This is a genomic window from Palleronia caenipelagi (assembly GCF_007004065.1).
GTDB lineage: Bacteria > Pseudomonadota > Alphaproteobacteria > Rhodobacterales > Rhodobacteraceae > Palleronia > Palleronia caenipelagi.
In genome coordinates, this window is the sequence record NZ_VFSV01000163.1 from 1 (window position 1) to 736 (window position 736).

At 60.2% G+C, this 736-nt stretch carries 1 protein-coding gene; it reads left to right on the plus strand.

The annotated features are described in order from the left end of the window. Positions 1 to 173: 173 nt before the first annotated feature. Positions 174 to 736, plus strand: a 563-nt coding sequence (locus FEV53_RS20470; protein ID WP_142836430.1) for an IS110 family transposase, incomplete at its 3' end; no start/stop codon positions are given.

A 736-nucleotide genomic window follows, 5' to 3' on the forward strand; every position in this document is an offset into this window, starting at 1 on the left:
AGGGAGCCGCTTCCCGGCTCCCCAAACATGCCGGGAAGCGGCGGGGGACGGATCGGGAATGGGTCGGCCGTTCTGGGCCGTGCGGTAGTGTGATCGCCCCCGTCTTTTCTCATGACCTGAACGGATAGCAGGGCTTTGGGCCTGCATGACAAGCAGAGGTAAGGAAAAGACAGATGCAGGATATCATCGGTATCGATATCTCGAAAGACCAGCTGGACACRTACCGTCTCTCGGATCGCCAGCACGCGGTCTTTGATAATGACAAGACCGGCTTCAAGGCCCTTCTGAAGTGGATTGGCAGTGCCGGAGAATTGCGGCTCGTCTACGAGCCAACCGGCCCGTATCACCGCGGGATGGAGGACGCACTGGCCAAGGCGGAGCATGCGCTCGTCAAGGTCAATCCCAGGCAGGCGCGCCGCTTTGCCGAAGCCACGGGMACCCAGGCCAAGACCGATCGGGTCGATGCCATGCTGTTGGCCCGCATGGGACTTGCGCTTGATCTGCCATCACGTCCGGTGCGCGGRGAGATGATGAACGATCTCAGAGAGCTACATGTGGCCAGGTTGGCGCTTGTCAAAGAACGGACAGCTGCGAGCAACCGAGCCTCCGCAGCTCAGAACAATGTCCTCAAACGCCAGTCAAAGGCCCGGTTGGCGTTTATCGAAAGGCAACTTTCCGAGTTGGAGGAGGCGATCACAGGCCTCATTGCCGCGGATCCAAACTTGTCCGCACGCCG